The sequence below is a fragment of the Neorhizobium turbinariae genome (assembly GCF_023223505.1).
Taxonomy (GTDB): Bacteria; Pseudomonadota; Alphaproteobacteria; order Rhizobiales; family Rhizobiaceae; genus Neorhizobium; species Neorhizobium turbinariae.
Map to the genome: position 1 here is coordinate 1 of NZ_JALPRY010000027.1, position 23770 is coordinate 23770.

A 23770-nucleotide genomic window follows, 5' to 3' on the forward strand; every position below is an offset into this window, starting at 1 on the left:
CATTCCAACTTTGCAGAAACAGGACATTCCAACTTTGCGGCTACATCCGAGCATCAGATAAGATAGATTATGGAACAGAAGGCGACGACGGAAACGAGCGTCTAGAGATCCAGTTCGACCTCATAGGTCATGCCATCGAATGCCGGCTCCACATGCGCAGGCGTTTCGGCCATTACCGTGTCGTAGTCCAGCGGAATGTGCATATGCGTCAGCACGGCACGTTTGGGCTTGAACTGCTCGATCCAGTTCAGTGACTGCTCAAGCGACAGATGGCTCGGGTGGAACCGGTACTGCAGCGTGTCGATAATCAGCAGATCGAGGCCCTGGAGCTTCGGGATGGTCTCAGCCGGAAAATCGCTGACGTCGCTGCAATAAGCCACGTCCCCGATCCTGAAGCCGAGCGAATGAATCTCGCCATGCACCTGGTCATGCGGCAGGAATTCGATCGAGCCGCCGGGCCCATCCACCGTGATCGTCGCATCCATGTCCTCGATGAGAAACGGCCGCGCGATTGGCGGATAGTTGCCGCCGGGCGGCGTCTCGAGGCAATAGCCGAAGCCCTGGCGGATTCGCTCCATGGTCACCGGATCGGCATAAACCGGGATCCGATGGCGCTGCAGGATGAAATAGGTCCGCAGGTCATCGATGCCGTGCAGGTGGTCCGCATGGGCATGGGTGTAAAGTACTGCGTCGACGCGCCGGACATTGTTGGCGACCATCTGCTGCCGAAAATCCGGTCCCGTATCGACGATGACCACCGTGCTTTCGCCATCCGGGCCGATCTGCTCGACCATGAATGCCGCGCGCGTTCGCTGGTTCTTCGGGTTTTGCGGGTCGCAGGCACCCCAGTCACCGTTGGGGCGCGGAACGCCGGGTGACGACGCGCATCCAAGGATCGTGAATCGCCGCAGGTACCGCGCCACGGTTCAGAGCCTCGGCATCTTGGAAAAGCAGCGGAACGCGTTTTCGGTGGTGATTTCCGCCATCTCAGAGTAGCTCAAGCCCTTGCACTCCGCCAGAACCTCCGCCGTATTTACCACATAGGACGGTTCGTTGCGCTTACCGCGCCAGCGTTTCGGCGCAAGATATGGCGCATCCGTTTCCACCAGCAGCCGATCCAGCGGCACGTTTTTGGCGATCTCGCGAAGCTCTTGCGACTTCGGAAATGTCAGGATGCCGGAGAAGGAGATGTAGCCGCCCAGTTCCACGCCAACTCGGGCCAGTTCTGCACCTGAGGAGAAGCAGTGCAGGATGAAAGGGAAGGCCCCCTTCCCGCTTTCCGTCTGCAGGATCTCGATCATGTCCTCGTCGGCGCTGCGGCTGTGGATCACAAGCGGCAGCTTGGTTTCACGCGCTGCGGCAATGTGGCGGATCAGCCCCGTCTTCTGGTCGTCAGGCTTCTGGGTGTCATAGAAGTAGTCCAGCCCCGCCTCGCCGATCGCCACGATTTTCTCATGCGCATTCGCCAGCCGGACAAGATCCTCGGCCTGGATGTCGAGTTCGTCGCCGGCATTGTTGGGATGCGTGCCAACCGAGCAAAAGACCGACGGATAACGCTCCGTGATCGCGAGCAGGCCCTCGATCTTGCGAACCCGTGTCGAGATGGTCACCATCTGTTTGACGCCGGCCTCATGAGCGCGCGCGATGATATCGTCGCGCTCCTCGTCGAAGTCGCCAAAGTCGAGGTGGCAATGGGTGTCGATCAACATGACGAAGCCTTACGCTTCCGGAGCCACGTAGCGTGGGAACACGGGGGTCGGCGCCTCCAGCACGATGCCCGGCTTCAGCCGACCGGCTTCGCCGAGCGCCGTGAAGTCGCGCGCATCGGCCGGAGCCTTGACGAGATCCAGCAGCTTGGCCGACGACTGCGGCATGAACGGCTGCAGCAGGATGGCGATTTGCCGAACCACTTCCGCCGTCACGTAAAGCACGGTGCCCATGCGAGCCGGATCCGTCTTTTTCAGCACCCATGGCGCCTGCGCGGCAAAATATCGGTCGGTTTCAGAGACCACGGCGATCACTGCAGCGAGTGCCTTATGGATCGCCTGGCGGTCCATTTCCTCGCGGCAGGTTGCCAGCATCGTGTCGGCCTGTGCCAGTAGTGCCTTATCTTCCTCGGTCAGTTCGCCCGGCTGGGGGACAACGCCGTCGCAGTTCTTGACGATCATCGACAGCGAGCGGCTGGCTAGGTTGCCGATGCCGTTGGCGAGGTCGGCATTCACGCGCGTCGCGATCAGCTGCTCATTGCAGTTGCCGTCCTGGCCGAAGGAGATCTCGCGGCACAGGTAGTAGCGCACGTAGTCCAGCCCAAACGTCTCGATGATATCGAAGGGATCGACCACGTTGCCGAGAGACTTCGACATCTTCTCGCCGTTGTTGAGCACGAAGCCATGCGCGAAAACGCGCTTCGGGAGCGGCAGGCCTGCCGACATCAGGAAGGCCGGCCAGTAGACCGCGTGGAAGCGGATGATGTCCTTGCCGATAATGTGCACATCCGCGGGCCAGTATTTGGCGCGAGGTCCGTTCTGGTCGCTGAGGTATCCTGTCGCGGTGATGTAGTTGGTCAGCGCGTCTACCCAGACATACATCACGTGATCCGGATCATCCGGCACCTTGATACCCCAGTCGAAGGTCGTGCGGGAAACCGACAGGTCGCGCAGGCCCGACTTCACGAAGGAGATGACTTCGTTGCGGCGCTCATTCGGCCCGATGAAGTCCGGATTTTCCTCGTAGTGTTTCAGCAGTTTGTCGCCATAGGCCGAGAGCTTGAAGAAGTAGCTGGACTCCTCCACCCACTCGACCGGCGTGCCCTGGGGTCCGTAGCGAACGCCGTCGCGGACCTGCGTCTCGTCTTCGGCATAATACGCTTCGTCGCGAACCGAGTACCAACCGGCGTAGCTGTCCTTGTAGATGTCGCCATTGGCCTCCATCCGCTTCCAGATGGCCTGCGAGGCCTCATGATGCCGCTGCTCGGTGGTGCGGATAAAATCGTCGTTGGAGGCGTTGAGCAGCTTGCCCATCGCCAGGAACTCGCCGGAGTTGCGCTCCGCCAGCGCTTCCGGCTTGATGCCTTCGGCGCGCGCCGTCTGCTGCATCTTCTGTCCGTGCTCGTCCGTGCCGGTCAGGAAGAATACGTCCTTCCCGTCGAGGCGCTGGAAGCGCGCCATGGCGTCCGTCGCAATCAGTTCGTAGGCATGGCCGATATGCGGCTTGCCGTTCGGATAGGAGATTGCGGTCGTGATGTAATATGGCGTCTTGTTGGACATGTCGCACTCGGTACTTGCAGGGAGGTCTTCCGCACAGAAATGTGCTGTGCGCTCTTAGCGCATGTTTGGAAGATGCGAAACCCAAACTTCCTCGTGATGTTCCCATGGCACCCGCGCGACGACCAAAGTCAGGCGCGCGCAGCTTCCAGGATCGACAGGATCGTCTGCTTGCGGTCGAGGTTATAGGCCTGGGAAACCGTGATCTTCTCGTTGATGTCTGTGACGAGCTTTGCCTGCCGGTCGGCCGTTGCGATATCACCTGCCAAGGCTGCCGCCCTCGCCCGCGCCACCAGATGGTCGCTCAGGTGTTGCATGAAGAACCCGAAGATCACCTCACTATCCTTGCCGGACAGCACGTCGGCCAGCCGATGCATGGCCTTGCGCGCCTTTGGTCCTTCGGAGGACAGGATCTCGTCAAACGCGGCGATGATCTCGGTGCCGCCGTAGTTCAACAGCTTCAGCGCCTGCGCCACACTGCCCTTCGACATCGACAGGACCATCTCCTCGGTCTTGCCGCCGTCGAGCGCGAGCCCGAGTGCTCCCAGCGCTTGTGTAAGGTCCCTGTCATTGAGCGGTGACAGGCGCAGCGGCTGGCAGCGAGAGCGGATCGTCGGCAGCAGCTTTCCCGGCGCATGCGACAACACGAGGAACATCGCCTGTTTCGGCGGCTCCTCCAATATCTTCAGGATCGCATTGGCGGCGTTGCGGTTGAGGTCGTCAGCCGGATCGATGATGACGATACGCCAGCTTCCCGTGCCGGAGGTTTGTGAGAAGAAATGCCCGGCGCGCCGCACCTCATCCACCGTAATGGCGCTTTTCACCCTGCCCGTCTTGTCATCGACCGGGCGCGAAAGGTGCAGCAGGTTATGGGAGGCACCCGAGGCGATTTGCCGGCTCACCGCCGAATCTGGATCCGGTTCCGTCAGGTATGGCGGTGCCGCAGCAGGATCGGGATGCGACAAGACATGGTTGGCGAAGCGGAACGCGAGCGTTGCCTTGCCGATACCCTCAGGACCTTCGATCAGGATCGCATGATGCGCCTTGCCGGAACGGTAGGCGCGAGCCAGGAATTCTTCGGCAGCCTGATGCCCGAACAGGTTCGTATTGCGTGCTGGCGGCTGTGCGCCGTCGAGCAGGCCTGCGACGTCTTCGCTCATTCGGCATTTTCCGTCTCGGTCGGTTCCGGCGCGCCCGACCGATTGATCAGCGGTTCGATGATCGCATAGACCTCGTCTGCGATCTCGTCTTCGGCGCGTTCGGCATTGACCACGCGGCAGCGCTGCGGCTCTGCCTCGGCAATCTCCAGGTATGCTTCCCGACGCTTTTCATGCGTCTCGATCTCTTCGCGCTCGAACCGGTCCGGCGCAGCATCGGCTGCTCTCCGGCGCGCACGCCCGAGGCCCGTCTCCGCAGGCAGATCGAGGATCAGCGTACAGTCAGGCACGACGCGATCGATCGCCACGCGCTGCAGAGCCTCGATGAAATCCGTCTCCAGGTTGCCCGTCACGCCTTGGTAGACCCGCGAGGAATCGATAAACCGGTCGCAGAGCACGATCGCGCCACTTTCCAGTGCCGGGCGAATGACTTCCTCGACATGATCGTTGCGGGCGGCGGCAAACAACATGGCCTCCATGCGTACGCCAAATTCCTCGGCGGCTCCTGACAGCAGCACATGGCGCACTGCCTCTGCGCCCGGGGATCCGCCTGGCTCCCGCGTCACGAGAACATCATGGCCGGCCCGGCGCAATCGATCCGCAAGACGGCGAATCTGGGTGGATTTGCCTGCCCCCTCGCCCCCTTCGAATGTCACAAACAATCCGGGATGTTCTGCCACGCGTATTTCCGCACTTCCTGTTTTATCGGCTTATAGCGCAGATGGATGCGCTGCGAAACCGCGCATCAGAGCCAGAAGAACATCAGTTCCAGAAGTGCGTCGGTCGCCCGGCTTGCAAGCGTGCCGGTACCGATTGCCTGGTTCGCCACCAGCGGCACTTCCCGAATCACGCGATCCCCGGCGGAAATTCGTAGCACGCCAACATCCTGCCCTGCCGACACCGGTGCTCTGAGCGGCCAGCGATAGACGATACGGGCCGACAGGCGGTCGGGATTGTTGGTCGGCAGGTAGATGTCGACAGGCTCCTTGGCGACGAGATCCACATAACGCGACGTACCACCGTAGACGCTCGCCTGGCCGATCACCTCGTCCTGTTTGAACAAAACCTTGGTCTGGAAGGCAGAAAGCCCCCATTCAAGAACCTTGCGTGCTTCCTCCAGTCGCTCCTTGTCGCTGGCGAGACCGCCCATGGCGAGGAACAGCCGCGTGCCGTTGCGTTCGACGGACGCTGCAAGGGCAAAGCCCGCGCCTTCCGCATAACCGGCGCCTAGGCCATCGACGCCGAGGTTGAGCGACATCAGCGGGTTCTTGTTGCGCTGGAAGATCTTGTTCCACTCAAAATCCGGCTGCGAGTAGATCGGGTAATATTCCGGGTACTCGCGATGGATATGACGCGACAGCTCGACAAGATCGCGCACCGTCGTATGGCTTTCAGCACTCGGCAGGCCCGTGGCGTTACCGAATGTTGAACGACCGAGACCTAAGTCCTTTGCGCGTGCCGTCATGCGGGCGGCGAATTCGCTCTCCGAGCCCGATATACCTTCAGCGAGGATGATGCATGCGTCATTGCCGTTCTGGACGATCACGCCTTTGACCAAGTCCTCGACCCGAACCTGGGAATTCAGCGCCGCAAACATAGTCGTCGTGCCGGATGGCGCCCCACCGGTGCGCCAGGCATTCTGGGAGACAGTATAGGTCGTGTCAGAGGTGATCTCGCCGCGCTTCAGGGCGCTGAAAACGACCTCCATCGTCATCAGCTTGGCGAGCGACGCCGGTGGCAAATCCTGGTTCTCGTTGATTGCGAGAAGAACGGTTCCGGTCTTGGATTCGACCAGATATGCCTGCTTTGCCTTGGTGGCAAAGGGCGGTTGGGTTTCCTGTGCGTCCGCGGTTGAACATGATGCCGACGTTCCAAGGAACGTCAGCAAGAGTAGAAGCAAGACACGCCGCATCATCACCCTCGTGAGCCAGTCACGTCTGGCCTAGCAGTGGCCAGTTGCGCATGCAACCGCAAGTGCGCTTAACGCACGGGCTTTTGACCGGGCGCGGGGTTCTGGAGGATCATGTTGCCGAACATGACGATTGGTTCCTTCGCCCGCGGCTCACCGGCGTAAGCGGTCGCCGACGTCTGAGGCTGGCGCACCACCTGCTCTGCCGGGCGAGCATTGGAGGCGACCTGTACCGGCTGGGGCGCTGGAGCCTGCTTCACCTGTCGCTGCTGCTTTTCGGCTGGATTTGGTGCCACCTTAGCCGTCTGCCGAGCTTCGGCGACAAGCGGACGCGGTGCAGGAACGGCGCGAACTGCAACATCGACCGGAGCCGGCCGCGCTGCGGGCGCCGCCGAACGCTCAACAGGAGCGGCCGTACGACGTTCGGAAGAACCGTAACTCTGAAGTTGGTCGCCCAGCGACTGATTGGAGGCGACCATTACGCCAGTCGCAATCTGGCCTTCCGGCTGGATCGACGGCAGTCGGTCACCCTTGCGGGTATAGGACGCCATCAGCATCGGCATGTCGTTCCCGTCCATCTGGGCTCGGCCGACATATTGCACATTGACGCGGCCGGTGCCGGAGCGCTTGAAATCAAGAAGTTCCGCGGTCTTTTCCGACACATCGAGGATGCGGCCGGGATGGTAGGGGCCGCGATCGTTCACACGCACGATGACTGAGGAGCCGGTATCGACATTGGTCACCCGCGCATAACTCGGAAGCGGGAATGTCGGGTGGGCCGCAGACAGGTGGTCGCTGTCGTAGACTTCGCCATTCGCGGTCAGCCGGCCGTGGAACGCCGAGCCGTACCAGGACGCAAGCCCTGTCTTGTTATAGTTCGGGTCTTCCTTGGGAACGTAGGTCTTGCCTTTGACCTGATATGGCTGGCCGACCATGAACCGGCCGCCGCCCTTCGGCACGGCCTGCCCCTCGCCCACCACGCGCGGGCTTGCCTTCACGCCATACTCCTTCTCGGAGAAGTATTCCTTGCTCCGAGGCTTCGGCTTGCTCTTCGGTGTCTCGGTCGTTGCGCAGGACGCCATTCCCGCACAAATCAATGTGATCCCAATCCACTTCGCGCCGCGCGATAGCTTGCCGCCACTCAAACTCAACGTGTTCGTCCCATGCCGCCGCGGCAGAACAGGCAAGCGGCGACGCCGCAAGCTTGCACTGCCATTGAACCAGTTCGGCACATACCCCTATGCGCCGAATGTATAGCAGTGAACTTTTGCCGCCAAAGTGGCTAAAATGCGAACACAATTGGACCGATGCGGAGCGTTTTACTTTCTATGGTTAATGAATTGTTAACGCACTGGCGCGTGATCTGCTCGCCAATTACAGGCTTTTGCTTCATGGACCTGTCGGCGACGGATCGCCTGCGGACAATTGCTTGTCCGTCAGTTCCCGTTGCGCCTGGTGCCAATGGGCGTCATGAGATCCCTCCGGACGGCCCTGCTCTTCCCATATGGCGTAAGCCCGCTCCCGGATACTACCCTCGTCCGCGCCGCCTTGCGTTCCCGCCTCGATGCCCTCGCGAACCGGATCGCCGATCCGCGTTGCAGCTTCGACATTCTCTTTTATCGCCATGATGATCCTCCTTGGTCGTGAGGATCTAACCGGGGGGGCACAAGCAAGGTTCCGGTGGGGCTGGATTGGAAATCGCCAGCCGCTCGCGGGCGACGCGCAGGCGATCAACATCATCTATTTGTTAGAGAATGGCGGAAGAGGTGGGATTCGAACCCACGGTACGGTTTCCCGCACGCCGGTTTTCAAGACCGGTTCCTTAAACCACTCGGACACTCTTCCACGCGCATCGCTTTAGCGCCTTCAACTGGCAAACGTCAACCGCACGGACATGTCTCTTTTTGGCACATACGGCTGAACCATTTGCTGCTATTGGCGTTCCCTTCGCGACGAAGGGGTGGCGGGCACAAGGCTCAAGCTTTGCGCAAGCATCGCGCCCTAGCGTCGCCCTCACCCGGAATGAGTCCGGTCAAGCCTGGGGACAATGACATGTCGAACGAACACAGCAACTTCAACCAGCCGTCGGAACAGGCGATCGCACTCTTCCTGCAGGAAAACGACGGCGACAAGCTCACGGATATACTGGTCGAAGCGCTCTACGAAGCCTTCCGCATCATGGAAGATGACCTGAACCCGGGCACGCTGCACTAGGCAGTGCCATCATTTGCTCTGCGGCTCTCCATGGAATTGGCCGTAATAGCCGGCGAGCGCCGGCAAGGCCTCTGCAAGCTCTCTTGAAAGTACTCGTTGGGCGTTCACATCGCCCGCATATTTCGCCGTCAGGAACTGCTCGTGACGCTCGATCACCGCAGTATCCGGCTTCTGGCGAAGCACGGCAAACACCGGCGATTGTTCGGTCTTTCCCTTCACCGTGATCCGATCCAGCTCAAGTACCATGAATGATCCCAAGGCGGCGCGCGCCGTCGCCTCGCCAACCAGCAGCGAGACGTTGTAGGGCTTCGACGCCCCCTCCAGGCGCGCCGCGAGATTAACCGCGTCACCGAGCGCCGAATAATCGAACCGGCTGCTGGACCCCATATTGCCCACCACGCATTCGCCGGTATTGATGCCGACGCCGATCTTCAGCGGATAGTGGATGCGTCCGGACGCTTCCGCTTCTGCCTTGAGTTCGGCGTTCAGCCCGTCCATCGAATCAAGCATGTCGAGTGCCGCTGAAACGGCATGTCTGGCGTGGTTGGGATCATCCAGCGGCGCATTCCAGAAGGCCATCAGGCAATCGCCGATATACTTGTCGATCGTCCCGCCGTGTGACAGCACGATCTCCGAGAGCGGCGTCAGCAACCGGTTGATCAGGGTCGTCAGTTGTTGCGGGTCATTCTTCAACTGCTCGGAAATGGTGGTGAAACCGCGCACATCGCAGAACAGGATCGATAGTTCCCGCTTTTCGCCGCCAAGCTTCAGTTTGGACGGGTCGCGCGCGAGCTCCTCCACGAGGGCCGGCGCCAGATATTGAGAGAAGGCGCGGGTGATCTGGCGGCGGTTCTTGCGTTCCTGCGCATAATCAAGCCCTGCCTGCGCCACGGCAATGCCGATGAAAGCGAGAGACGGAGCCATGGGCGAGGCAAACACCCGGCCGAATCGCAGCGTCAGATAGCTTCCGGCCAAGAGCATGAAAAGCGCCGCTGCGCCAAGGACAACCGTCTTCCAGCCGGTGCCTCGCCAGACCAGCAAGGCTGCGAAGACAACGGCGACCAGAAGCACAACTTGGCGGATGGGCAGGTTCGCCTCTGTCACATATCGGCTAAGCCTCAGATTATCGAGGATCGTCGCCTGGATCTCTGCGCCGGCGGTGAGCTTTCCTGTATGGACAGTAGAGGAGGTGGCAAAGGCATCCGCGCCGCCGGTTTCGATCGACGGGGCATTCTGGAGGCTCAAACCCACGATCACCATGCGATCCTTGAACAACCCGGGCGGCAGGAAGTTTTCGGGATCCAGCGCCTGGTAATAGGAAACGGTCGGGTAGGTTCGCGGGCCACCAAAGGTCTGGATCAGGCTGCCTGGTGGCGGACCTCCTGCCGCCACCCCTGCTCCGGCAGCAATCATCGCGGCAAAACCGTCGCTGTAGACCGGCATCTCTCGTAATACGCCGTCCCGGTGAAGCCCGACCGAGGCAATCCCCGTCATGGCCATCTTCTCGGTGAAGATCTGCAGCGGCGTCACCCGAATGAACTGGTCGGCTTGTGCTGATGTCACCAGCGTCTCGTCGCCTGCGAGCACGACATCCGGGCCAAGGGACGCCGCCAGGGCTTCGTCTTCACCGGGCAGTGACGGTTCGGAAAAAATGATGTCGATGCCGATCACCTTGGTGCCCGCGGCACGCAAGGCAGAAATTAACCGAGCATGCAGGCTGCGCGGCCATGGCCACTGGACATTGATCTCAGCGAGCGACGGCTCGTCGATCGCCACGATGATCGGCCCGTCATCCGGTAACGGCTCCGCGCCGATTGTCGAAAGATAATCGAACGCGCGGTAGTCGATGAGCGGCCATGCCGGCAGGCGGGAGACGAGCGCGACTGCGGCAAAGATGAACAGGCTCAAGGTCAGGACCTGCACGCGCCGCGAAGCAAACGGCCGCCGCCTTGTAATGGAACTGAATGCCGGCCCGAACATCAGAAGCGGACTTTGAGCGTGCCCTTAAAGGACCGACCCCAGCCGGGCGTGCCGGTATCCACCTGGAAGTCTTCGTCGAGCAGGTTATAGGCCGCCAGGTTCAACTCCACCCGGTCGTCAAACGGCTCCCAGGTCAGCGTTGCGTCAAGGGTCCAGTAGTCACCCAGCCGCGTGCTGTCATCGCTAATCCGCTCGCCGACATAATTCGCCGCGAGCGTACCGCGGATGTTGGCCTCGTTCACCCATGTCAGAGCCACCTGCCCGGCCCATTCCGGGATGAACGGCAGGGGACCGTTGTAACGCGGAGAGGTCGGGTCCTCATCCTCCGAGTCGGTGTAAACGACTGTCGACGAAAGGCCAAAACCATGACCCAGAAGAAGGTTCGCGGTCAGGCTGCCACGGTCGATGCGGCCGCGACCGGTCGAAAATGGCGTGACCGAAAGCGCGATCGGGATCGTCGGGTCGTGGAGCTCCTGGTGCTGGAACTCTCCCGACGTGAAGAAGTCTGGCGTCCATTCCGCATCCCAGCGCAGCGCGTAGGTATCAACGTAACCTTCGGCGCCAACCGATATCTGGTTCGGCTGGAGGCCGACGATCCCCACGGGCGACAGGGTGGGCGTTGAGACGTCAATGCTGCTGCGCATGAAGCCGGCACGGAACAACTGCCCGTTCATCGGCGTCCAGGCCAAACCGACACGTGGTTCCAGACGTGATACGTCGCCGTTGTCGCTATCGACATAACTTCCAAACAGCGCGTACTCGGCTTTCAAGCTCGGAGAAATTTCATGAAGCAGATCGACATAGGCCCTGCCAACCGTGCTGGTGTCAGAGGTGGTAACATCGAACGATGGGCCAGACGGTAGGAGGTCGAAGAACGGCGCGAATAGAGTAATCGGCACCCGGTCTTCGTAGCTGATCCCCGTTTCCTCCCGGCTCCAACCACCTTCGATCCCATAACGCCAGGTCAGATCGCCTGAAGCGATCGTATGGTTCAAGGCGAGGATATAGGTCTCCTCATCCAGTGACGAGGAGGTTACGCCAACTGGAATCGGCAGGCCGAAAAAGTCGAACTCGAGGTAGGAGCGTGTACGCGATTCTGTCCTGCTGTAGAGGAACGCCGCGTTGACGTTGTTCTTGTAGCCAATCGTATGGCTCCACCCGAGGCCGCCGTTGACGGCCCTCGTGGATATGTCGCGTTCTCTCAGGAGAGGCACTTCGCCAACGACGGGGAAGGGAAAGAGTGCCGCCGGACTGTGTTCCGTTATCACGTCCTGCGAGAAATCAGCGCTGGCATCGTTGTAGTAGAGGATCAGCCGATCATAGGGGGTAACGTCTGCGCTCAAGAAAACGCTTCCGCCCACGACCTCACTCTCGCTATTGAGGTCGCTCAAGGCGCCGATATCCCGGCTATCCGGCGTCTGCTGCCATTGCAGCGTGCCACTGAAGCTGATCGGGATCGGCAGGTTGGTATACCCCTGCACGCTGGCTTCCGCTTCATACCCCACCTCGCCGCCGGCGGTATTGAAACCACCTTCCAATGATGTCTCGAAAAAGGGCGTGGTGAAGAGGTGGGTGCCGATCGATTGCGACGCGATCAGGTGCGGTTCAAGCAGCAGGCCCTGGAAGAGCGAAGAGAATGCCTGGCTGTTGCCGGTATTGTTGATGATATCCGTGCCGTAGGTGTAGCTGTTGGCGAACGGGTTCGCGCTGCCCCGGATCGCCTGGTCGATATAGGCCGTGCCGGCAAACGGATCGAACACGGCGTCGCTATAGTATTCGGCCCAGGAGTTCAGGCCCTGGAAACGGAAGGCAGAGTTCAGAGTCGAGCCTGCCTGCTGGTTGGCGCCGAGCGTGCTGTAGTCGCCGCCCCGCGCCAGTGACCGCTTCACATAATCCTGCGCGTGCCGGATCGCGCCTTCGGAATCATAGTCTTCAATGGCAAGCGCGGTGCGCGCGGCGGCGATGACCGGATCATTGTCATCAAGACGATCGGCGTTATCGAGCGCCTGTTCTGCCGCGACACGATCGCCCTTTTCCAGATGCGCTGCCGCCAGCACCGTCTGGCCCGCAGAATAGGCGGGGTTGGCAACCGTGCCCGCCAGCACATCCTCAAGCCCCTCGTCGACCTGCCCCGCCTGGATCTTGTAGCGGCCGCGGAAGATCAGGGCGAGATCAAAGCCTGGATCCAGTTCCAGGGCCTTGTCGATCAGCGCCCTCGCCTCTTCCACGCGGTTCTGGTCCATGTAGATGTTGGCGAGGTTGGCGTAGCCGAGTGGATCGAGCGGATCGAGGTCGATCGACTTCTTCAGCGCCGCTTCTGCCGCGCGTTCGTCACCGCGCTCATATTGCAGGTTTCCGAGGGCGTTCCAGATCGTGGTGGAGCCCGGTGCCACCTTCAGCGCGGCCTGCAGATCCGCAAGCGCGCCATCCAGGTCGCTCTTGAAGTCGGCGCGATAATTGGCGCGTGCTTCCAAGGCCGTCGGCTCGTTCGGGTCAAGCGCCAGCGACCGTGCAATCGCCTCCTCGATCTGCGGCCGGTCGTTGACCAGGATTGCCAGTTGGGCGCGTGCGGCGGGCAGCATCGGATCCTGCGGGAACTTGCGTTCCGCATCGCGTATGACTTCGATGGCCGCAGGAATGTCCTTGAGGAAGCCCGTGGCATAGGCTTTCAGGAGAGCGCTGTAAGCGCTGTTGACGGAGGATGGCGGCTGCACGACCCGGTTCGGATCGCCGAGCGAACGGGCGTAATAGCTGCCGTACTCCGCAACGTTGCGTCGTTTTGCATCAAGGCCGGGGGTTGCAAGCTTGAACAGCTTGACGGCCTCGTCGTAGCGCCTGTCGCTCGCCGCCGTGATGGCCTTGACGAGGTTCAGCCTGGCGCGCTGTGCCGGTGACAGCTTTCGCGCCTCCAGAAGCGCGAGTGTTTCCAGCATCGTCTGCCGGCCCTCAAGCGAAAGCTGGGTTTCCGCCAGGACCAGAAGGTCTTCCGTGCTGCGGCTGCCGGGCGGGATAGCGGAGATGCGATCGACCTCGCGGCGCATGTTGGCGACCGGCAGCGGCGAAGCGGCCATGAAGCCAAAGGCGTTGCGGGGCGCGAGGAAATACAGCATCTGCTCGCGGTCGTCGGAATCAACGATGACGATCTTGCGAGGCGCCTGGCCGATCGAAGCCACCGCCCCCTCGCCCTGGCGGACGTCAACGCTGCCCTGCGGATTGCTGAACTGCACCAGCCCTTCAAGCACGGTCAGCGAAGTCTGGCTGCCCTTCACGGTCATCGTCCAGTCCGTGCCGCGGATGGCGGCGGCAGCGGCCGGCGTCTGCACCTGCACGCCCGGACCACCGCGTTCTGCACGCGCCCAGATCGTTCCGGATTGCAGTTGCAGCACGGTGTCGGCATTGGTGCCGGCAGTAATCTGCTTCACGACAAGCGTCGAATTGCGCCCAAGCCGCACCTGGGTGCGGTCGGAGAACAGGATCGCCAACTGCCCCGTTTCATTGGTGCGCAGCACGTCGCCGGTCAGGAGATCCTGCTTCAGATCCACAAAACGCCAGTTCGAGACGTCAATGAAGCGGACTTCCTCGCCAGCCTTGCGCGCGATGACGGCACCGGCCGAAGGTCCGCTCCGCGCCACCGGCTCCGCGAATGCAGCCACGGAAAGCCCGGCGACGACCGCCGGCAACGCAACGGCCGCAAGTAATAATCGATTGAATGTCCCCAGCATGCGCAACCAGTGGCTACTTACTTGCGAACTGTCAAGATAGCCTGAACCGCCGCTACTTGCTTTCTAAGTAGACTGTATTAACAGAGCTACAGTGAGATAAAGGGGAATATTCACGTGAGTGACTTTGAAAATGCACCGACCGAAATGCTCGAAATGCCGATGGCGACGGGCGAAATCACCGAGGAATACATCAACCATATCCGTAAGATAAACGACGTCTATTACGATCAGATCAAGATATCTGACCAGAAGGCAGCCTACATCTTTACTTTTATGCTAGCCTTTCTGGTGTCGTCGTCGGAAGGTCGCGGCGTCTTTAGCTGGATCCGGTACACACAAGGTGAATGGCCGCAGATTTTCGTCTCGGCCGCGCTCGCGCTTGCTTCTGTCGCCTCGATCCTGTGCGCCATCCTGGTGGTCCTGCCGCGCCGCGTCGACAAGTCCACGTCGCTGTTCTGGGGCACCTGGCCGATGCACCGGCCACTGTTCGAACAGGCCGCGCGGCACAGCGACGTCAGCTATCTGTTCAACCAGTACCTCGACAATGCCGACGTGCTCTCGCTCATCGCGCGGCAGAAATACAAGTTCGTCTCCTATGCCTTCCGCGGCCTGATGTTGACGGTCATGGCCTATGTGCTGCTTTTGATTGTCACGCAGGGGCAGTGAGCGCTAGAGGATCACATCCTGCCCAGTCGGTTGGCGCAGGCATCACAGTCCCTGGGATTATCCGTCATGTCTTTGTCTTCCGTCCCCTTCGTCACGATTGGGCTCCTGATCCTGTCCAACGTCTTCATGACCTTTGCCTGGTATGGGCACCTGAAGTTCGAGAACAAGCCGCTCTACCTGGTGATCCTGGTTAGCTGGGGTATCGCGTTGTTTGAGTATTGTGCGCAGGTTCCGGCGAACCGGATCGGCTATGGCTATTTCAACGCCGCACAACTGAAGACCATCCAGGAAATCATCACCCTGTCGGTCTTCGTCATCTTCTCGGTCTTTTATCTCGGCGAAGCGATCAGCTGGAAGCAGATCATCGGGTTTGCGTTCATCGCGCTTGGGGCCTTCTTCATCTTCACAAAGTAGGCCGACGGAACTTCATCTGCTCCATCCTGTTCACCCGGCAATGGAGGTGCAGGATGAAGCAGCGTATCGGTGATGTCCGCATCGGGATCTCCGGCTGGACCTACAAGCCGTGGCGTGGTGTCTTTTATCCAAAGGGTCTGCCGCAAAGGCAGGAACTGAGCTTTGCGGCCAACAGCTTCCGCTCCATCGAGATCAACGGCACCTTCTACGGCCTGCAGCGTCCGGAGAGCTTCGCTGCCTGGCATGCCGCTACGCCGGATGATTTTATCTTCGCCATCAAAGGCCCGCGCTTCATCACCCATATGAAGCGCCTCATCGATGTGGAAACGCCGTTAGCGAATTTCCTCGCCTCCGGCGTTCTGCGCCTCGAACAGAAGCTTGGCCCCATCTTGTGGCAGTTTCCGCCGCAGATGAAGTTTGACCCGGCACGGTTTGAAACCTTTCTGCAGTTACTCCCGCGCGACACGGAGCAGGCACTGCAGTTGGCTTCTCAGCACGATGCTCGGCTGAACGGCCGCTCCCACCTCGAGATCGACAGGCAGCGTCCGATGCGTCACGCCTTCGAGATCCGCCATGACAGTTTCCGTTCGCAGGCGTTCATCGACCTTCTGCGCCAGTACCACGTCGGCCTGGTAGTGGCCGATACGGTCGACTGGCCGCTGCTCATGGATATCACCGCCGACTTCATCTACTGCCGACTGCACGGGTCCGAGCAACTGTATGTCAGCGGCTACGATGATGCCGCGCTCGATCACTGGGCGCAACTGATCGGCGAATGGCGGCGCGGCAAGGATCCACAGTCCGCGCCAAGGGTGGGACCGCCGTCGCCGCCGCAGATGCGCGGGCTGGATGTCTATGTGTACTTCGACAACGACGCGAAGGTGCGGGCACCGTTCGATGCAGCAGCCCTTGCCGCAAAGCTAGGCGAGATAGCCGAACCGCAGGTCGAACGAGCATAAGCCAGATGTGAACGCGCCCCGGCGGTTTTCATTGCACCCACCTTCATTTCCGCGTCGCTTTGATTTAGAGACAGTGCTCAATCCGCCTCGTTGGCGGCTATCGCTGTTTGCAAGGTAATTGAACGATGCTTGATTCCCTCCGAAATGCCGCCCGCTCTTGGGTCGCGAAGGCTCTGCTCCTCCTTCTGGTTGCCTCCTTCGCCATTTGGGGCATTTCAAGCACCGTCTTTACCTCCGGTGGTAACACCGTCATGACGGTCGGCGACCAGCAGGTCTCGCCGGAAGAGTTCCGTCTCGCCTACCAGCGCCAGATCGCTAGCCTCAGCCGCCAGTTCGGCACCCAGCTGACGCCGGACCAGGCCCGTGCCTTCGGGCTGCAGAACCAGGTGTTCGCGCAGCTCGCTGCCGGCGCCGCGCTCGATCAGCTTGCTGACGATATGAACCTCGGTCTCTCGGAAGATCGCCTGGCCAGTCTCATCGCAGAAGACCCGGCCTTCAAGTCCATCAACGGCCAGTTTGACCGCAACCTCTTCACCGCGCGTCTTCGCAATGCCGGCATCCGCGAAGACGACTATATCAAGGAACGCAGCAAGGTCGCGGTCCGTAGCCAGATCGTCGAGGCCGTTTCGGATGGCTTCAAGCCGCCGCAGGCGCTTGTTGATGCGCTGAAGCAGTACCGCGACGAAGTGCGCAACGTCGACTACGTCCTCCTGACGAACGCCACCATCGATCCGGTCAAGGCGCCGGCTGACGACGTGCTCGCCGCCTGGTTCGAAGGCGTCAGGGGCCGCTACCGCGCACCCGAATACCGCACCTTCGCCTATGTGAAGATGCAGCCTGCCGATATCGCTGATGTATCGTCTGTATCGGATGACGAGGTTCGCGCCGAGTACGAAAAGCGCAAGGACAGCTACAAGACCCACGAGACCCGGACGATCGAACAGCTCCCCTTCCCGAACAAGGAAATGGCGGAGGCTGCTGCGACACAGCTGAAGGAAGGCAATGTGACCTTCGATCAGCTCGTCAAGGACCAGGGCAAGTCGCCGGAAGACGTGCTGCTTGGCGCCTTCACGCGCGAAACCATGCCTGATCCCACTTTTGTCGATCCCACCTTCAAGGTTGCTGCCGCCGGCGGCACGACGTCGGTCGTGGATGGCACCTTTGGCCCGGTCATCCTCCGTGTGACCAACATCCAGCCGGAAACCACCCGTTCCTTTGAGGACGTGAAGGAAGAGCTGCGCAAGCAGATGTCGCTGGCGTCGGCTTCCCAGGAAGTGCAGGCCGCGCATGACCGCTTCGAGGACCTTCGTAGCAGCGGCACGCCGCTCGAAGACGCAGCCAAGGAAATGAACCTCAAGGCCGTGACCGTCACCAGCGACGGTTCAGGCCGCGACCAGCAGGAACAGCGGATCGCCGACCTGCCCGCAGCGACCAATCTGGTTGCCGAAGTCTTCCGGACCGAACCCGGCGCCGACACCCTTCCCGTCAGCCTCGGCAACGATGGTTATGTCTGGTTCGAAGTCCGCAACATCGTCCCGGAACGTGAACGCCCGCTGACGGAAGTGCGCGAAAAGGTCGTTGCCGACTGGACGGCAGACCAGCAGCGCCAGGCACTTGCCGCCAAGGCGACTGAGCTGAAGGGTCGCATCGACGGCGGTGAAGAACTGTCCGCCATCGCAGCCGAATTTGGTCTTGCTGTCGAAACGAAGCAGGGCCTGCGCCGTGGCGCGGAAGACGCCATCTTCGGCAACGAAGCGATCACGGCGGCCTTCAGCGGTCCGGTCAACACCACCGCAAGCGCGCTGGGCGCCGATGGCGAAAGCCGGCTTCTCCTGAAGGTCACGGCCGTGGATCAGGCGACCTCCGACGCCCTGTCCAGCGACCAGCAGCTTCAGCAGATGGCGGAATCGGCCGGCGACGACATGCTGGACCAGATGGTCAACAGTCTGAAGGATAGCTACGGCGTGTCGGTCAACCAGAGTGTGGCCGATCAGGTCGTGCTTCAGTAGCGGGAGCGGCGAATGGCAGACCTGAAACCGCTCATAGCCAGGGTCGCGAACGGCGAAAGCCTGTCGCGTGAAGAGGCACAAGCCGCCTTCGATATCCTGATGTCGGGCGAAGCAACGCCATCGCAGATCGGTGGCTTCCTGATGGCCCTGCGGGTACGCGGCGAAACAGTCGCGGAACTGACCGGCGCTGTCGCCACCATGCGCGCCAAGATGTTGCCCGTTGAAGCGCCGGCCGATGCCATCGACATCGTCGGAACCGGCGGCGACGGGCTCGGCACCTACAATATCTCGACGCTCGCTTCGTTGATCGTTGCAGGCTGCAAGGTTCCGGTTGCCAAGCATGGCAACCGGGCGCTGAGCTCCAAATCCGGGACCGCGGACACGCTGTCCGTGCTCGGCGTCAACCTGGAGATCGGCCCGCAACTGATCTCGCGCTGCATTCGCCAAGCCGGCATCGGCTTCATGTTTGCCTCCATGCACCATGCCGCCATGCGCCATGTCGGCCCGAGCCGCGTTGAACTCGGCACGCGCACGATCTTCAACCTGCTCGGCCCTCTTTCGAACCCGGCGGGCGCCAAGCGACAGTTGCTCGGTGTCTTCTCGCCACGGTGGCTGGAGCCGATCGCCGAGGTGTTGCGCGATCTTGGTTCGGAGAACGTCTGGGTCGTGCATGGCGACGGCATGGATGAAATCACCACGACCGGTATCACCCAGGTGACGGCGCTCGAGAACGGCCGCATCCGCTCCTTCGAGCTGACGCCGATGGATTTTGGCGTACAGGCTGCGTCGATGGATGAACTCAAGGGTGGCGACGGAACGGCCAATGCCGCCGCGCTGCGGGCTGTCCTCGCTGGTGCCCGCAATGCCTATCGCGACATTTCGCTTTGCAACGCCGCGGCTTCGCTCGTGGTCGCCGGCAAGGCGGAAACCATCATGGACGGAATGACGCTCGCAGCACAGTCCCTCGACAGCGGCCAGGCGGCCGCTGCGCTGGATCGCCTCGTAGCCGTCTCCAATGACAGGGACTGAGCGGATGGCGGACATCCTCAAGAAGATCGAAGCCTACAAGCGCGAAGAGATCGCAGCCGCCAAGGCAAGTGTGCCGCTCGCGGAGCTCAAGGCACGCATCGCCGATCAGTCGGCACCGCGCGGCTTTCGCCGTGCGCTGGAAGCCAGGAAACAGGTCGGCAAGTTTGGCCTGATCGCCGAAATCAAGAAGGCGAGCCCATCCAAGGGCCTGATCCGTCCGGATTTCGATCCGCCGGCGCTGGCGGCGGCTTATGAAGCGGGCGGTGCCGCATGTCTGTCGGTGCTCACCGACACTCCGAGCTTCCAGGGCGCGCCAGAATTCCTGACAGCCGCCCGTGCCGCCTGTGCGCTACCGGCGCTGCGCAAGGACTTCATGTTCGAGTCGTACCAGGTTTACGAAGCACGCGCCTGGGGCGCTGATTGCATCCTGGTCATCATGGCATCCCTGTCAGACGACGAGGCGCGTCGCCTCATCGAATCCACGGCGGAACTCGGCATGGACGCGCTCATCGAAGTCCATGACGAAGAAGAGACTGAACGCGCGTTGAAGCTGCCTAACTCGATGATCGGCATCAACAACCGCAACCTGCGCACCTTCGAACTCAACCTCGAAACCAGCGAGCGTCTGGCCCCCATGGTGCCCGCCGACCGTCTCCTTGTCGGTGAAAGCGGCATCTTCACGCATGCAGATTGCCTGCGGCTGAAGAAGGTCGGCATCGAAACCTTCCTCGTTGGTGAAAGCCTGATGCGCCAGGACGACGTGGCCGCTGCCACGCGCCTGCTGCTGGAAGGTGCTCCCGCGAGCGCGGCGGCGGAATAGATGGCGGAGCTCTCCCATCTCGGCGCTTCGGGCGAGGCGAACATGGTCGATGTCGGCGACAAGGCTGAAACCAGTCGTTCGGCAACGGCCGAAGGTTTCGTGCGGATGCGGCCAGAGACGCTCGCGCTGATCCGCGAGGGGAATGCCAAGAAAGGCGACGTGATCGGCACGGCGCGGCTTGCCGGTATCATGGCAGCCAAGAAGACGTCGGATCTCATCCCGCTCTGCCATCCGTTGATGTTGACCAAAGTCGCTGTCGAGATCGCCGAGGATGAGGCGCTTCCGGGCCTGCGTGTGACCGCCACCGCAAAACTTTCCGGCAAGACAGGCGTTGAGATGGAAGCACTGACCGCCGTCTCCGTCGCCTGCCTGACGATCTACGACATGGCGAAAGCCGCGGACAAGGCCATGGAGATCGGCGGCATCCGCCTGCGTGAAAAGACCGGCGGCAAATCCGGTACCTACCGGCTCAAGGACTGAACCATGGCACTCCTCCCCGTTCCAGACGCGAAGGTTCGGCTGCTTGATCGGGCGCGGCCCCTGGAGCGGGCAGAGGTCATCCCTCTCGCCGAGGCCAATGGTCGCGTTCTTGCCGTCGATCTTGCAGCTAGGCTCACCCAACCGCCATTTCATGCGTCCGCCATGGATGGCTACGCCTTGCGTGCCACCGACGCCCCAGAGATCGGTTCCGAACTGACGGTTATCGGCACGGCCTCGGCCGGACACGCCTTTGATGGCGTGGTTGCAGAGAAACAGGCCGTAAGGATTTTCACCGGCGCACCGCTGCCGGTGGGCGCGGACTCGATCCTCATTCAGGAAGATGCCGAGGTGCTCGACGGCGGCCGCATCCGCACCAGGTTCGAGGTGACCATTGGCCGCCACGTGCGGCCGCGTGGCCAGGATTTTGCCGAGGGCGAAGTCGTCCTGCCGGCGGGGACCGTAATGGACTTTTCGCACATGACGGTTGCCGCCGCCATGAACCACCCGACGCTTTCCGTCTATTGTCGCCCGCGCGTCGCTGTTCTCGCCACTGGCGACGAACTCCTGCCGCCGGGAGCCAACCCCGGCCCGTCGCAGATCATTGCCTCCAACACTTTCGGCATCTCCGCGCTTGTTCGCGACAATGGCGGCGAGATTGTCGACCTCGGAATTGTGAAGGATCGGCAGGAAGACATCGCGGCCGCAATCGACAAGGCGCGTGCCGCCGGTGTCGACGTACTCGTCACGCTGGGCGGAGCCTCGGTTGGTGACCACGATCTGGTGCAAGCAACGTTGAAAGCAGCCGGTATGGAACTCGATTTCTGGCGCATCGCAATGCGCCCCGGCAAGCCGCTGATGGTTGGTTCCTTAGGCGACATGCATGTGCTGGGCCTGCCCGGCAATCCGGTCGCAAGCCTCGTGACGGGCATGCTGTTCCTGGAGCCGCTGGTGCGCCAGCTCGCCCGCCTGCCAGAGCGGCAGAGGCTCGTCTCCGGCCGCACTGCCAATCCGCTCTCCGCCAACGACCAGCGGCAGGATTACCTGCGAGCCAAACTTCGGCGCGATGAAGCTGGCGCTCTTGTCGCAGAAGCCTTCACCAAGCAGGATTCGTCGATGATGAAGATCTTTTCGCAGGCTGATGCGTTGATCGTCCGGCCGCCGCATGCACCGGAGCTGCCGGCCGGTGCGCCCTGCGAGCTGCTGCTGATTCGGCCCATCATTCAAATCTGACCGCACCGGACAGCGATCCAGTCCACCAGTGGAGTTGCCGCTTGAACGCCCGTCCCGCAATTCTCTGGTTCCGGAAAGACCTGCGCATTGACGACAATGCCGCGCTTCAGGCCGCACTGGAGGCCGGCGGGCCGGTCGTCCCGATTTACATCCGCGAGCCGGCGCATGTGAACGTCGGGCCACTGGGTGCCGCTCAGTCCTGGTGGCTCCATCACTCGCTCATCTCCCTCCGCACCTCCCTCAAGTCGCTTGGTGGTGACCTTCTCCTGCATGCGGGGCCGGCGGAGGACGTACTGCTGGAGCTTGCGCGGCAGACGGGGGCCACTACCGTCTTCGTCAACCGCGCCTATGAGCGAAATGATCTTGATCGGGAGATCGCGGTTGCCCTGAAGGCCGGCGGCATCGCCATCCAGGCGTTCCACGGACAGTTGCTCCATGAGCCTGGCTCCATCCGCACCGGATCGGGCAGCGCCTTCAAGGTCTTCACGCCCTTCTGGAACGCGATGCAAAAGCGCGGGGAACCCCACGAACCGGTTCCAGCGCCGCGCGCCATACCGTCGCCAGCCTCGCTCCCCAAGTCGGACAATCTTGAGGACTGGGACCTTCTGCCCAAAGCGCCGAACTGGGCGGCCACCTTCTGCGAACTCTGGACGCCCGGGGAGGCTGGAGCCCATGCGAAGCTGGAAGAGTTTACCGGGCGCGAGTTGCATGACTACAAAAGAGGCCGCGATTTTCCCGCGGAAACGGTAACTTCTCTCCTGTCAGCACATCTCACTCACGGCGAGATATCCCCGGCGCGGCTCTGGCACGCCACGCGCGATCTGCCGCAGACAGCATCCACGGAGATCATGCATTTCCGCAGGGAGCTTGCCTGGCGCGACTTCTGCTACAGCCTGCTGCGTGAGCTTCCGGCGCTCCACGAAGAGAACTGGGACAGCAAGTTCGACCGCTTTCCGTGGCAATATGACGAAGCCGACTTCGCCAGTTGGACGAAGGGCGAGACGGGCTACCCGATCGTTGATGCCGGCATGCGCCAGCTCTGGCGCCACGGCTTCATGCACAACCGCGTACGGATGATCACCGCGTCTTTCCTGATCAAGGACCTGATGATCGACTGGCGCAAGGGCGAGCGCTGGTTCCGCGACACGCTCGTCGATGCCGATCCGGCCAACAACAGCGCCAACTGGCAGTGGGTCGCCGGTTCTGGCGCCGATGCGTCACCCTTCTTCCGGATCTTCAATCCTTTCCTGCAGGGCGAAAAGTTCGATCCGTATGGCGATTACGTCCGCGCGCATGTGCCGGAACTCGCAAAGCTCGGCCGCAAATACATCCACAGACCGTTCGAGGCGCCGGAATCTGTCCTGCAAGAAGCCGGCATCGAACTCGGCAAGAACTACCCGAGGCCGATGATCGACCATGGCTTTGCGCGCGACCGGGCTCTCACTGCCTATCGAAGCATCCGGTGACGCTTAAGCCGCGCTCCCATTCCTCGGCTCTGCTTCAATCAACACCCACGCATGACCGGCAGGATCAAAGATCGTTGCCACCTGCCGGCCCTGCAGGTCAGTCTGGATGTTGTCGCGCAACATGCCGCCTGCGTCGAAAGCCGCATCCACCACCGCCTCCACATCCGGCACCGTCAACTGAAACATGGCGCTGACCGCTCCGTCCGTTTTTGGGTGGAACGGCCCTTGGTATGACGGCGCTCTTTCACGTTTCGGGTCAGATCCACAGACCACGAGGCCAATCGGCCCAAGCTGCAGCTCGATCATCATCAGGTGCAGCATCTCGTAGGAATTCGTTTCTTCAGCCCCGAACACCGACTTGTAGAAATCGGCGGTCTGGCGCTCGCGTCCCTGCGCCACGAACAGGCTGAGGCTCAGGCTGAAATCATTTCCGAACATGCGTCTTGTCCATT

The 23770-nt window shown here is 61.5% G+C and carries 21 protein-coding genes and 1 tRNA gene; 10 read left to right on the plus strand and 12 right to left on the minus strand.

Going from position 1 to position 23770, the window contains the following annotated elements; translation table 11 throughout:
* Positions 1-101: 101 nt before the first annotated feature.
* From M0654_RS20410 to M0654_RS20450, 9 genes are all read right to left on the minus strand, one after another.
* A complete protein-coding gene (locus tag M0654_RS20410; RefSeq protein ID WP_248684653.1) occupies positions 102-923 on the minus strand; it encodes an MBL fold metallo-hydrolase in 822 nt (273 codons plus the stop codon).
* A gap of 3 nt (positions 924-926) precedes the next feature.
* The gene (locus tag M0654_RS20415; protein ID WP_248684654.1) at positions 927-1709 is read right to left on the minus strand and encodes a TatD family hydrolase; all 783 of its coding nucleotides are present in this window, start codon (positions 1707-1709) and stop codon (positions 927-929) included.
* Positions 1710-1718: 9 nt separating this feature from the next.
* A complete protein-coding gene (gene metG / locus M0654_RS20420; RefSeq protein WP_248684655.1) occupies positions 1719-3266 on the minus strand; it encodes a methionine--tRNA ligase in 1548 nt (515 codons plus the stop codon).
* Positions 3267-3394: 128 nt separating this feature from the next.
* On the minus strand, positions 3395-4423 hold the full coding sequence (locus tag M0654_RS20425; protein WP_248684656.1) for a DNA polymerase III subunit delta': 1029 nt from the start codon (positions 4421-4423) through the stop codon (positions 3395-3397).
* Complete coding sequence (gene tmk / locus M0654_RS20430) at positions 4420-5100, minus strand: dTMP kinase (RefSeq protein WP_248684657.1); 681 nt, start codon at positions 5098-5100, stop codon at positions 4420-4422. The genes M0654_RS20425 and tmk overlap by 4 nt, the downstream gene beginning before the upstream one ends.
* Before the next feature lie 65 nt (positions 5101-5165).
* Positions 5166-6332, minus strand: a complete 1167-nt coding sequence (locus M0654_RS20435) for a D-alanyl-D-alanine carboxypeptidase family protein (RefSeq protein ID WP_248684658.1) — start codon at positions 6330-6332, stop codon at positions 5166-5168.
* 68 nt (positions 6333-6400) lie between these two features.
* Positions 6401-7411 (minus strand): septal ring lytic transglycosylase RlpA family protein, encoded by a 1011-nt coding sequence (locus M0654_RS20440; RefSeq protein WP_390920938.1) that lies wholly within the window; start codon positions 7409-7411, stop codon positions 6401-6403.
* A gap of 307 nt (positions 7412-7718) precedes the next feature.
* Positions 7719-7955, minus strand: a complete 237-nt coding sequence (locus tag M0654_RS20445; RefSeq protein WP_248684660.1) for a DUF2934 domain-containing protein — start codon at positions 7953-7955, stop codon at positions 7719-7721.
* Between the two features lie 129 nt (positions 7956-8084).
* Positions 8085-8174, minus strand: a tRNA-Ser gene (locus tag M0654_RS20450).
* A gap of 207 nt (positions 8175-8381) precedes the next feature.
* Here M0654_RS20450 and M0654_RS20455 point away from each other — a divergent pair.
* Positions 8382-8543, plus strand: coding sequence for a hypothetical protein (locus M0654_RS20455; protein ID WP_199925245.1), 162 nt, complete (start codon positions 8382-8384; stop codon positions 8541-8543).
* Between the two features lie 9 nt (positions 8544-8552).
* Here the strand turns inward: M0654_RS20455 and M0654_RS20460 are convergent, their stop codons facing one another.
* Complete coding sequence (locus tag M0654_RS20460; RefSeq protein ID WP_248684661.1) at positions 8553-10523, minus strand: adenylate/guanylate cyclase domain-containing protein; 1971 nt, start codon at positions 10521-10523, stop codon at positions 8553-8555.
* Positions 10523-14245, minus strand: coding sequence for a FecR domain-containing protein (locus M0654_RS20465; RefSeq protein WP_248684662.1), 3723 nt, complete (start codon positions 14243-14245; stop codon positions 10523-10525). Before M0654_RS20465 ends, M0654_RS20460 begins: the two co-directional genes overlap by 1 nt.
* Before the next feature lie 114 nt (positions 14246-14359).
* Here M0654_RS20465 and M0654_RS20470 point away from each other — a divergent pair, with 114 nt between their 5' ends.
* The 9 genes from M0654_RS20470 (at position 14360) to M0654_RS20510 (ending at position 23318) form a co-directional block, all read left to right on the plus strand.
* Positions 14360-14911 (plus strand): Pycsar system effector family protein, encoded by a 552-nt coding sequence (locus tag M0654_RS20470; protein WP_248684663.1) that lies wholly within the window; start codon positions 14360-14362, stop codon positions 14909-14911.
* A 66-nt stretch (positions 14912-14977) separates the two neighbouring features.
* Positions 14978-15325 (plus strand): DMT family protein, encoded by a 348-nt coding sequence (locus tag M0654_RS20475; RefSeq protein ID WP_118849743.1) that lies wholly within the window; start codon positions 14978-14980, stop codon positions 15323-15325.
* Positions 15326-15378: 53 nt separating this feature from the next.
* A complete protein-coding gene (locus M0654_RS20480) occupies positions 15379-16284 on the plus strand; it encodes a DUF72 domain-containing protein (protein WP_118849744.1) in 906 nt (301 codons plus the stop codon).
* Between the two features lie 125 nt (positions 16285-16409).
* The gene (locus tag M0654_RS20485) at positions 16410-18293 is read left to right on the plus strand and encodes a SurA N-terminal domain-containing protein (protein WP_248684664.1); all 1884 of its coding nucleotides are present in this window, start codon (positions 16410-16412) and stop codon (positions 18291-18293) included.
* Between the two features lie 12 nt (positions 18294-18305).
* Complete coding sequence (trpD, locus tag M0654_RS20490; RefSeq protein WP_248684665.1) at positions 18306-19322, plus strand: anthranilate phosphoribosyltransferase; 1017 nt, start codon at positions 18306-18308, stop codon at positions 19320-19322.
* Positions 19323-19326: 4 nt separating this feature from the next.
* Entirely contained in the window at positions 19327-20142 is an 816-nt protein-coding gene (gene trpC, locus M0654_RS20495) for an indole-3-glycerol phosphate synthase TrpC (protein WP_248684666.1), read from the plus strand.
* Positions 20143-20622, plus strand: a complete 480-nt coding sequence (gene moaC / locus M0654_RS20500; protein ID WP_248684667.1) for a cyclic pyranopterin monophosphate synthase MoaC — start codon at positions 20143-20145, stop codon at positions 20620-20622. It begins immediately after the preceding gene.
* Positions 20623-20625: 3 nt separating this feature from the next.
* Positions 20626-21852 (plus strand): molybdopterin molybdotransferase MoeA, encoded by a 1227-nt coding sequence (locus M0654_RS20505; protein WP_248684668.1) that lies wholly within the window; start codon positions 20626-20628, stop codon positions 21850-21852.
* A 41-nt stretch (positions 21853-21893) separates the two neighbouring features.
* A complete protein-coding gene (locus M0654_RS20510) occupies positions 21894-23318 on the plus strand; it encodes a cryptochrome/photolyase family protein (RefSeq protein ID WP_248684669.1) in 1425 nt (474 codons plus the stop codon).
* 3 nt (positions 23319-23321) lie between these two features.
* Here the strand turns inward: M0654_RS20510 and M0654_RS20515 are convergent, their stop codons facing one another.
* The gene (locus tag M0654_RS20515) at positions 23322-23756 is read right to left on the minus strand and encodes a VOC family protein (RefSeq protein WP_248684670.1); all 435 of its coding nucleotides are present in this window, start codon (positions 23754-23756) and stop codon (positions 23322-23324) included.
* Between the last annotated feature and the right edge of the window lie 14 nt (positions 23757-23770).

What these genes read in the sequence shown, in the direction of transcription:
- M0654_RS20505 (WP_248684668.1), top strand. Translation starts at nt 20,626, where the DNA reads ATGGCACTCCTCCCCGTTCCAGACGCGAAGGTTCGGCTGCTTGATCGG.
- M0654_RS20435 (WP_248684658.1), bottom strand. Translation starts at nt 6,332, where the DNA reads ATGCGGCGTGTCTTGCTTCTACTCTTGCTGACGTTCCTTGGAACGTCG.
- M0654_RS20515 (WP_248684670.1), bottom strand. Translation starts at nt 23,756, where the DNA reads ATGTTCGGAAATGATTTCAGCCTGAGCCTCAGCCTGTTCGTGGCGCAG.
- M0654_RS20460 (WP_248684661.1), bottom strand. Translation starts at nt 10,523, where the DNA reads ATGTTCGGGCCGGCATTCAGTTCCATTACAAGGCGGCGGCCGTTTGCT.
- M0654_RS20455 (WP_199925245.1), top strand. Translation starts at nt 8,382, where the DNA reads ATGTCGAACGAACACAGCAACTTCAACCAGCCGTCGGAACAGGCGATC.
- moaC (WP_248684667.1), top strand. Translation starts at nt 20,143, where the DNA reads ATGGCGGAGCTCTCCCATCTCGGCGCTTCGGGCGAGGCGAACATGGTC.
- metG (WP_248684655.1), bottom strand. Translation starts at nt 3,266, where the DNA reads ATGTCCAACAAGACGCCATATTACATCACGACCGCAATCTCCTATCCG.
- trpC (WP_248684666.1), top strand. Translation starts at nt 19,327, where the DNA reads ATGGCGGACATCCTCAAGAAGATCGAAGCCTACAAGCGCGAAGAGATC.
- M0654_RS20475 (WP_118849743.1), top strand. Translation starts at nt 14,978, where the DNA reads ATGTCTTTGTCTTCCGTCCCCTTCGTCACGATTGGGCTCCTGATCCTG.
- M0654_RS20480 (WP_118849744.1), top strand. Translation starts at nt 15,379, where the DNA reads ATGAAGCAGCGTATCGGTGATGTCCGCATCGGGATCTCCGGCTGGACC.
- M0654_RS20415 (WP_248684654.1), bottom strand. Translation starts at nt 1,709, where the DNA reads ATGTTGATCGACACCCATTGCCACCTCGACTTTGGCGACTTCGACGAG.
- M0654_RS20485 (WP_248684664.1), top strand. Translation starts at nt 16,410, where the DNA reads ATGCTTGATTCCCTCCGAAATGCCGCCCGCTCTTGGGTCGCGAAGGCT.
- M0654_RS20465 (WP_248684662.1), bottom strand. Translation starts at nt 14,245, where the DNA reads ATGCTGGGGACATTCAATCGATTATTACTTGCGGCCGTTGCGTTGCCG.
- M0654_RS20445 (WP_248684660.1), bottom strand. Translation starts at nt 7,955, where the DNA reads ATGGCGATAAAAGAGAATGTCGAAGCTGCAACGCGGATCGGCGATCCG.
- M0654_RS20425 (WP_248684656.1), bottom strand. Translation starts at nt 4,423, where the DNA reads ATGAGCGAAGACGTCGCAGGCCTGCTCGACGGCGCACAGCCGCCAGCA.
- trpD (WP_248684665.1), top strand. Translation starts at nt 18,306, where the DNA reads ATGGCAGACCTGAAACCGCTCATAGCCAGGGTCGCGAACGGCGAAAGC.
- M0654_RS20440 (WP_390920938.1), bottom strand. Translation starts at nt 7,411, where the DNA reads ATGGCGTCCTGCGCAACGACCGAGACACCGAAGAGCAAGCCGAAGCCT.